8 protein-coding genes are annotated in these 8,533 nt (G+C 68.7%); 5 read left to right on the plus strand and 3 right to left on the minus strand.

The genetic code is table 11. The features are described from left to right. Positions 1-217 precede the first annotated feature (217 nt). Genes cofD through ABDV69_RS06225 form a run of 3 tightly spaced genes read left to right on the plus strand, consistent with a single transcriptional unit; the run spans position 218 to position 3,098 of the window. Positions 218-1,210, plus strand: coding sequence for a 2-phospho-L-lactate transferase (cofD, locus tag ABDV69_RS06215; protein ID WP_343572607.1), 993 nt, complete (start codon positions 218-220; stop codon positions 1,208-1,210). Next, positions 1,207-2,565, plus strand: a complete 1,359-nt coding sequence (locus ABDV69_RS06220) for a coenzyme F420-0:L-glutamate ligase (protein WP_343572608.1) — start codon at positions 1,207-1,209, stop codon at positions 2,563-2,565. Before cofD ends, ABDV69_RS06220 begins: the two co-directional genes overlap by 4 nt. Next, positions 2,562-3,098 carry an NUDIX hydrolase gene (locus ABDV69_RS06225; RefSeq protein ID WP_343572609.1) on the plus strand — a complete coding sequence of 179 codons (537 nt, stop codon included), beginning with the start codon at positions 2,562-2,564 and terminating at the stop codon, positions 3,096-3,098. The genes ABDV69_RS06220 and ABDV69_RS06225 overlap by 4 nt, the downstream gene beginning before the upstream one ends. A 61-nt stretch (positions 3,099-3,159) precedes the next feature. On the opposite strand, the gene ABDV69_RS06230 is transcribed toward ABDV69_RS06225, so the two are convergent. Genes ABDV69_RS06230 through rfbD form a run of 3 tightly spaced genes read right to left on the minus strand, consistent with a single transcriptional unit; the run spans position 3,160 to position 5,997 of the window. After that, positions 3,160-4,233, minus strand: coding sequence for an NDP-sugar synthase (locus ABDV69_RS06230; RefSeq protein WP_343572610.1), 1,074 nt, complete (start codon positions 4,231-4,233; stop codon positions 3,160-3,162). Beyond that, entirely contained in the window at positions 4,230-5,087 is an 858-nt protein-coding gene (locus tag ABDV69_RS06235; protein WP_343572633.1) for a glycosyltransferase family 2 protein, read from the minus strand. Before ABDV69_RS06235 ends, ABDV69_RS06230 begins: the two co-directional genes overlap by 4 nt. Positions 5,088-5,139: 52 nt before the next feature. Continuing rightward, complete coding sequence (gene rfbD, locus ABDV69_RS06240; RefSeq protein WP_343572611.1) at positions 5,140-5,997, minus strand: dTDP-4-dehydrorhamnose reductase; 858 nt, start codon at positions 5,995-5,997, stop codon at positions 5,140-5,142. A 129-nt stretch (positions 5,998-6,126) separates the two neighbouring features. Between rfbD and ABDV69_RS06245 the strand changes: the two genes are divergently transcribed. Together ABDV69_RS06245 and ABDV69_RS06250 are read left to right on the plus strand one after the other, a co-directional pair. Next, a complete protein-coding gene (locus ABDV69_RS06245; RefSeq protein ID WP_343572612.1) occupies positions 6,127-7,584 on the plus strand; it encodes an LCP family protein in 1,458 nt (485 codons plus the stop codon). Continuing rightward, complete coding sequence (locus ABDV69_RS06250; RefSeq protein WP_343572613.1) at positions 7,572-8,294, plus strand: TIGR03089 family protein; 723 nt, start codon at positions 7,572-7,574, stop codon at positions 8,292-8,294. Before ABDV69_RS06245 ends, ABDV69_RS06250 begins: the two co-directional genes overlap by 13 nt. Positions 8,295-8,533: the final 239 nt, after the last annotated feature.

The following is an 8,533-nucleotide window of genomic DNA, read 5'->3' on the forward strand; positions in this document are numbered from 1 at the left end:
GACACTGCTGTGATTACACACGGGTAAGAGTGGATTGGCAAGCGATTCGGAAGATTTCCATACCATCTCGTGACCACTTCTTTGCGGCACTGAGGCCAATGCGAGCGTGGTGTGTCGGTCACACCTGTCACACAAGGCAATCCGGCACCATCATGGCACGTCGATCACCCGACTCACCTCGGGGTCTGCGCCGTCGCCGCGCGTACTGTCGTGCGGTGTGAAGGTGACGGTTCTGGTCGGCGGGGTGGGCGGCGCGCGTTTCCTGCTCGGGGTGCAGCAGCTACTCGGTCTCGGCCAATTCTTCTCAAGCTCTGCGCCTGCCGGGGACCACGAGCTGGCGGCGATCGTGAACATCGGCGACGACGCGTGGATGCACGGGGTGCGCATCTGCCCCGATCTGGACACCTGCATGTACACCCTCGGCGGCGGCGTCGACCCGGGACGCGGCTGGGGGCACCGCAACGAAACCTGGCATGCCAAAGAGGAACTCGCCGCCTACGGCGTCCAGCCGGATTGGTTCCAACTCGGCGACCGCGACCTGGCCACCCATCTGGTACGCAGTCAGATGCTGCGGGCCGGTTACCCGCTGTCGCAGGTGACCGCCGCATTGTGCGACCGCTGGCAGCCCGGTGCGCGGCTGCTGCCCGCCAGCGACGACCGCTGCGAAACACACGCCGTCGTCACCGATCCCGACGACGGGAGCCGGCGGGCGATCCATTTCCAGGAGTGGTGGGTGCGCTACCGTGCACAACTACCGACCCACGGCTTCGCGTACGTCGGAGCCGAAAAGGCCAACGCCACAACCGCGGCGACCGACGCCATCGCCGACGCCGACGTCGTGATGGTGGCGCCGTCTAATCCGGTGGTCAGTGTCGGAGCGATTCTCGCAATTCCCGGGATCCGATCGGCACTACGGTCCACCGGCGCCCCCGTGGTCGGCTACTCCCCGATCATCGGCGGAAAGCCGTTGCGCGGGATGGCCGATGAGTGCCTGAGCGTCATCGGTGTGCAGACCACCGCCGAGGCGGTCGGCCGGTACCACGGCGCGCGCGCCGGAACCGGCATCCTGGACTACTGGCTCATCCACCAGGGCGACCACGCCGAAATCGACGGCATCGGAGTGCGATCGGTACCGCTACTGATGACCGATCCGAACGCCACGGCAGACATGGTGAGCGCCGGACTGGATCTTGCGGGCGTGGCGGTATGACCGCCGGCGAGCACGGCACCGCATCGCCGATCGAAATCCTGCCGGTGACTGGGCTTCCCGAATTCCGGCCCGGCGACGACCTCGGTTCGGCGCTGACGGCGGCGGCGCCCTGGCTGCGCGACGGCGACGTGCTGGTGGTGACCAGCAAGGTGCTGTCCAAGTGCGAGGGCCGCCTGGTGCCCGCGCCCGAAGATCCCGAAGAGCGAGACATGTTGCGGCGCAAGCTGGTCGACGCGGAATCGGTACGCGTGCTGGCCCGCAAAGGCCGAACCCTGATCACCGAGAACGGGCTGGGCGTGGTGCAGGCCGCGTCCGGCGTGGACGGGTCCAACATCGGCACCGACGAATTGGCCTTGCTGCCCGTCGATCCGGACGGCAGCGCCGCATCGCTGCGGGCCGGACTTCGCGAGAGTTTGGGCGTCACCGTCGGCGTCGTCATCACCGACACAATGGGCCGGGCTTGGCGCAACGGCCAGACCGACGCCGCCGTCGGCGCGGCCGGCATCTCGGTGCTGCACGGCTATGCCGGCGCGGTCGACCGGCACGGCAACGAACTGTTGGTCACCGAGGTTGCGGTCGCCGACGAGATAGCCGCCGCAGCAGACCTCGTCAAGGGCAAGCTGACCGCGATCCCGGTGGCGGTCGTGCGCGGGTTACCCGCCGGCATGGTGACCGAGACCGGCGCCACCGCACGCGATCTCGTGCGCTCAGGTACCGACGACCTGTTCTGGCTGGGCACCGCCGAAGCCCTCGAACTGGGCCGACGGCAAGCCCAGCTGCTGCGCCGCTCCGTCCGTCAGTTCGCCGACGAACCGGTATCGCCGCAGCTGATCGAGGACGCGGTGGCCGAAGCGCTGACCGCGCCCGCGCCGCACCACACCCGCCCGGTCCGGTTCGTGTGGCTGCAGACTCGAACAGTTCGCGACCGCCTGCTCGAGCGGATGCGGGACAAATGGCGTGCCGACCTGACCGGCGACGGTAAGCCCGCCGACGCGGTCGAGCGACGGACAGCGCGCGGCCAGATCCTCTACGATGCACCCGAAGTCGTGATCCCGCTGTTGGTGCCCGACGGCGCACACAGCTATCCCGACGCCGCGCGGACGGACGCCGAGCACACCATGTTCACCGTCGCGGCGGGGGCCGCGGTGCAGGCGTTACTGGTGGCGTTGGCGGTGCGCGGGGTGGGCAGCTGCTGGATCGGGTCGACGATCTTCGCCGCGGACCTGGTCCGCTCCGAGCTAGACCTGCCTGATGACTGGGAACCGCTGGGCGCCATTGCAATCGGCTATGCCGAGGAGCCGGTGACCGAGCCGCGCGAACTGGTCGCGGTCGGCGATCTGCTGGTGCGCAAGTGAGTGTCCGGTCGTCGGCGATCACGCTGCTGACCGCCTGGCGGCCACCGGATCGCTCGCAGGACTCGTTGCGCAACGCCGTGCTGGCATTCCTGGACGCCCGCGAGGATGCCTGCCGTCGAGACTGCGTACCGGGGCACATCACCGCGTCGGCGTTGGTGCTCGACGGCACCGGCAGCCGCGTCTTGCTGACGTTGCATCCGCGGCTGGGCCGGTGGGTCCAATTGGGCGGGCACTGTGAGGATTCCGACGCCGACATCCTCGCGGCGGCGCTGCGCGAGGCCACCGAAGAATCGGGTGTCGACGGGCTGCGACTCTCCCCCGGCCTGGCCGCGATCAACGTCCATGCGCTGACGTGCTCGCTGGGCGTGCCGACCCGCCACCTCGATCTGCAATTCGTGGCCCACGCGCCGGCAGATGCCCAGATCGTGGTCAGCGAGGAGTCAGTGGATCTGCGGTGGTGGCCGATCGACGGGTTGCCCGACGGCACCGACGACGCGCTGGCGTATCTCATACAGCGCGCGGTTCGAACGTGAAGCCAGTGGCACGCTCGAGTCCGAACGTGAAGCCAACTTCACGTTCGGCACCAAAAAGCGCTCAGACGTCGGACGAGTAGCGGAGCCCGCCGTCGGGGATGTGGACACCGGGCCACACCCGCACGCCGCGAAGCAACTCGCAGCGGGCGCCGATGTCGGCGCCGTCGCCGATCACGCCGTCGCGGATCAGCGCCCGCGGGCCGATCCGCGCGCCGAACCCGACGATCGACCGCTCGATCACGCTGCCCGCCTCGATCCGCACGCCGTCGAAGATCACCGCGCCGTCCAACCGTGCGCCGGGCCCGATTTCGGCGCCGCGCCCGACGACCGTGCCACCGATCAGCAGCGCCCCGGGCGACACCGCGGCACCGTCGTGCACCAACTGCTCACCGCGGTGACCGCCCAGTGCCGGCGACGGCGCAATACCGCGCACGAGATCGGCGGATCCGCGCACGAAGTCCTCCGGGGTGCCCATGTCGCGCCAGTAGCTCATGTCGACGTAACCGAACACCTTGACGCCGTCGGACAGCAGGGCGGGAAACACCTCACGCTCGACCGACACCTCGCGTCCGCGTGGGATGCGGTCGATGGTCTCGCGGGAGAACACGTAGCAGCCGGCGTTGATCTGGTCGGTGGGCGGATCTTCGGTCTTTTCCAAAAAAGCTGTGACTCGGCCGTTTTCGGTCGGCACGCAGCCAAAAGCCCGCGGGTCGCTGACCCGGACCAAATGCAGCGTCAGGTCGGCCCGCTGCTCGTCGTGATAGTCCAGCAGTTGACCGAGATCGACTCCGGAGAGCACGTCGCCGTTGAACACCAGTACCGTGTCGTGGCGCAGACGGCTTGCGACATTGGCGATCCCGCCACCGGTGCCCAGCGGCGTCTGCTCGGTCACGTAATCGATCTGCAGACCCAGTTTGGATCCGTCACCGAACTCCGCCTCGAAAACCGCCGGCTGGTACGACGTTCCGAGGATCACGTGCTCGATGCCGGCTGCGGCGATCCGCGACAGCAGATGGGTCAGGAACGGCAGCCCGGCCGTCGGCAGCATCGGCTTGGGCGCCGACAGCGTCAACGGCCGTAGCCGGGTGCCTTTGCCGCCGACCAGGACGACCGCGTCGACTTGCTTGCCCATCAACGCCGCCCTTCGTCAGAGTTACGCGCCATCAACCGCGACCGCAACGCCAGCCCGGCCCGAAAGCCCCAGCGCAGCGGCGCGCGCAGGAGTCCAGAATGCCGGTCGGCGAGGTAGATGTAGGTGCTTTTGTGATGCGCGGCCACATTGCGCGACGATTCGCGCGCGGTCGCGTGCCCCTTGTGATGAAGCACCTCCGCCGTCGGTACGTAGACATTCAGCCAGCCGGCCCGGCCCAGCCGGTCGCCGAGGTCGACGTCCTCCATGTACATGAAGTAGCGCTCGTCGAAGCCGCCGATCTGCTCGAACGCCGCGCGACGCACCAGCAGGCACGACCCGGACAGCCAGCCGACCGGCCGCTCGCTGGGCTGCAGCCGCTCCTGGCGGTAGGCCGCCGTCCACGGGTTCTTCTTCCACAGCGGACCGAGCACCGCGTGCATGCCGCCACGGATCAGGCTCGGCAGTTCGCGCGCCGACGGGTACACCGACCCGTCCGGGTCGTGGATCAGCGGCCCGAGAGTCGCCGCGCGGGGCCAGCGCATCGCGGCGTCCAGCAGCGCGTCGATGCTGCCCGGGCCCCACTGCACGTCCGGGTTGGCCACGATGATCCACTCGTCGGCGACCTCGCCATGCTCAGCGAGCTGAGTTACCGCGCGATTCACCGCGCTGCCGTAACCCAGGTTGGAGCCCATCGAGAACAGCCGCACGCCGGGGAAGCGCTCGACCGCGGCCTGCGGCGTGCCGTCGGTGGAGCCGTTGTCGGCCATCAAAACACTGATGGGACGCTCGGTCGCATGCGACAGCGAGGCCAGGAAACGATCCAGGTGCACGCCCGGCGAATAGGTCACCGTGACCACGGGCAGGACGTCACTCACGCGTTGAGGGTAGCGGTCGAGGCGCGTAAGGGCCTCAGGGATCAACTGCCAGCGCCTGGGCGAGCGCTTCGCGCCACGGCCGCAGCAGCGACAGGCCGGCCTCCTGCGACTGTCGGCCGGACAGTGCCGAATACGCCGGTCGTGCGGCCGGCCGGGGGTTGTGGTCGCTGCTCACCGGCCGCACCCGCTCCGGATCGGCGCCGACGCCTTCGAACACCGCGCGGGCCTGCTCGTAGCGGGTGACCTCACCCTGGTTAGCGGCGTGCACGATGCCGTTCGGGGGATGCACCCGCCCGTCGGCCACCTCGAGCAGTGCGCCGACCAGGTCGCCGGTGTAGGTGGGCGAGCCGGTCTGGTCGTCCACCATGTCGACATCGCCGTCGCCGGCTGCGAGCCGGCGCATGGCAGCGACGAAGTCTTTGCCGTTGCCGCCGGTGTAGACCCAGGCCGTGCGCAGCACGACGGCCCCCGGCAGCTCCGCCAGCACGGCCCGCTCGCCGGCCAGCTTGGTCTTCCCGTAGACACTCAGCGGGCGGGTTTCATCGCTCGGCTCGTACGGCCGTGACGCCGCGCCGTCGAAGACGTAGTCGGTGGAGATGTGCACCATCTGAGCCCCGACCCGCGCGCAGGCCTGCGCGATGTGTTCCGGGCCGACGGCATTGATCGCATAGGCCCGGTCCTGGTCGCGTTCCGCGTCGTCGACGGCGGTGTAGGCCGCGCAGTTGATCACCACGTCGCCGACCTGGACGATCTCGCCGGCACGCTGCGGATCGGCGATGTTCCACTGCGCTGACGTCAGCGCCAGCACGTCGCGCCCCTGCCGGGTCGCCTCGGCTCGCAGAAAGCTGCCGACCTGTCCGCCCGCCCCCGCGATCACGATTCTGCCTGTCACAAGCGCCGCTCCTCCTGCTCTGCCGGATCGCACTGCCCGTCCAACGTCGCCGGCGGTGATGAATGTCGAGTCTGGCACGCCGAGACTCGCCTGCTCGAATTACCACTGTTACGCAAGTAATCTAATGTGATGCCTGAGCAAAGGGTGACTCGTGTGATTGCGACCGTGATGGCCGTGTTGGTCGTCCTCGTGACGGGGGTGGCATGGAGCAAGGTCCGCTCCTTCGAGGACGGGATCTACCACGTCTTCTCGCCGTCGCTCGGGCACGGCGGCGATGACGGCGCACTCGACATCCTGCTTGTCGGCATGGACAGCCGCGCCGACGCGCACGGTAATCCGCTGAGCCCGCAGGAACTGGCATCGCTGCGGGCCGGCGACGAAGTGGCCAGCAACACCGACACGATCATCCTGGTGCGCATCCCGGACAACGAGAAGTCCGCCACCGCGATCTCGATCCCCCGCGACACCTACGTATCCGCCCCCGGACTGGGCAAGACCAAGATCAACGGTGTCTACGGCCAGATCAAGGAACAGAAGCGGGTCAGCCTGGTCGAGTCCGGCGCCGCACCCGAGGAGGCCGAGCGCGAGGGCACCGAGGCCGGCCGCGAGGCGCTGATCAAGACCGTCGCCGACCTCACCGGCGTCACTGTCGACCACTACGCCGAGATCGGGCTGCTCGGCTTCTCACTGATCACCGATGCCCTCGGCGGAGTCAACGTCTGCCTCAAAGATCCTGTCTACGAGCCGCTTTCGGGTGCAGACTTCCCGGCCGGCCCGCAGAAGCTGAACGGCCCGCAGGCGCTGAGTTTCGTCCGGCAGCGGCACGAACTACCCCGCGGCGACCTCGACCGCGTGGTGCGTCAGCAGGTGGTGATGTCATCGCTGGCCCACCAGGTGATCTCGGGCAAGACGCTGTCCAGCCCGGCGACGATGAACCGGCTGCAGGCCGCCATCCAGCGCTCGGTGGTGCTGTCATCCGGGTGGAACATCATGGATTTCGTCAATCAGCTGCAGAAGCTGGCCGCTGGCCGGGTCGCCTTCGCCACCATTCCGGTGCTCGACGAATCCGGCTGGAGCGACGACGGCCTGCACAGCGTAGTGCGGGTCGATCCGCACCAGGTACAGACCTGGGTCGCCGGTCTGCTGGCGGACCAGGCCAAGGGCGAAACCGAGGAGCTGACCTACGCGCCGGACAAGACCAGCGCCAGCGTCCTCAACGACACCGACATCAACGGTCTTGCTTCGTCGGTGTCACAGGTGTTGAGCTCAAAGGGGTTCGGCGTCGGCAAGGTCGGCAACAACGACGCCGCGCATGTGAAGAACAGCCAGGTGCAGGCCGCGAAGTCGGACGACGTCGGCGCCCAGGCCGTCGCCAAGGAACTCGGCGGGCTGCCCGTCGTCGTCAACGGCTCAGTCCCGCCGGGCGCGGTCTGGGTGGTGCTCAGCAGCGACTACACCGGCCCGGGTTCGGGTCTCAGCGATGGCGGGCCCAAGCTTGCGGCCGCCTCGCACCCCGACTCGTCCGACGCTCCCCCGCCGTCACCGATTTTGACCGCCGGCTCTGATCACCCGGAGTGCGTCAACTGATTACGCTCAGCGCCGCGATACTGGATCCGATGCTGCGCGACGACCCGGTCGGCCCGCGGATCACCTACTACGACGATGCTTTTGGGCCTACCGGTTTACGCATCGAGTTGTCGACCGTCACGCTGGCCAACTGGGCCGCCAAGACCGGCAACCTGTTGCGCGACGAGTTGGGCGCCGGCCCTGCGAGTCGGGTGGCGGTGCTGCTGCCGGCGCACTGGCAGACCGCGGCAGTGCTGTTCGGGGTGTGGTGGACCGGGGCGGAGGTCGTGCTCGACGGGGACGCCGAGATTGCTCTGTGCACGGTCGATCGTCTCGACGAGGCCGACGCCACCGGTGCCACCGAGGTGGCGGTGCTTTCGCTCGACGCCTTCGGCCGTCCGGTGCCAAATCTGCCGATCGGGGTCACCGACTACGCGACGGCGGTGCGGGTGCACGGCGACCAGATCGTCGGCGAGCGGAGTCCCGGACCTGCTTTCGACGGCCGACCGGTAGACGAGGTGCTGCAAGCGTCTCACCAAGCCGCGACCGCACAGGGTTTGACATCGACTGACCGAGTGCTGTCGAGCGCCTCGTGGGATACGCCCGATGACGTGATCGGCGGCCTGCTCAGCGTGCTGTCGGTCGGCGGGTCGCTGGTGTACGTCGCCAACCCCGACGCGGCCACGCTGGCGCGCAAGACGGAGACCGAGAAGGTCACCCGCAGTTTGTAGCCACTCCCGCCCCAGGCGCCTCAGCCGGTTCGCGGCCCCGACCCTGAACACGAGTCCGTAATCCACCTCCTGCGCCGCCGGCCGCCGCGGCCGGTGCTCCGGGCTGGCGGTCGGGCGTCGACTGTGCATCCAGGGCGACGAAGAGCTAAGCCCTGTGCGCACACTCGATGCCGGAGGCCCACGATCGACGGCGGCGGACCGTCTGAGCCCGGTCCGCCGCAGCGGGGCGGAGCCGTCAC

Origin of the sequence: Mycobacterium sp., from assembly GCF_039583785.1 — a bacterium.
Classification (GTDB): domain Bacteria; phylum Actinomycetota; class Actinomycetes; order Mycobacteriales; family Mycobacteriaceae; genus Mycobacterium.

Bases quoted from the DNA above. Each gene is read 5' to 3' on its own strand.
- ABDV69_RS06220 (WP_343572608.1), top strand. From the start codon at position 1,207: ATGACCGCCGGCGAGCACGGCACCGCATCGCCGATCGAAATCCTGCCG.
- ABDV69_RS06245 (WP_343572612.1), top strand. From the start codon at position 6,127: ATGCCTGAGCAAAGGGTGACTCGTGTGATTGCGACCGTGATGGCCGTG.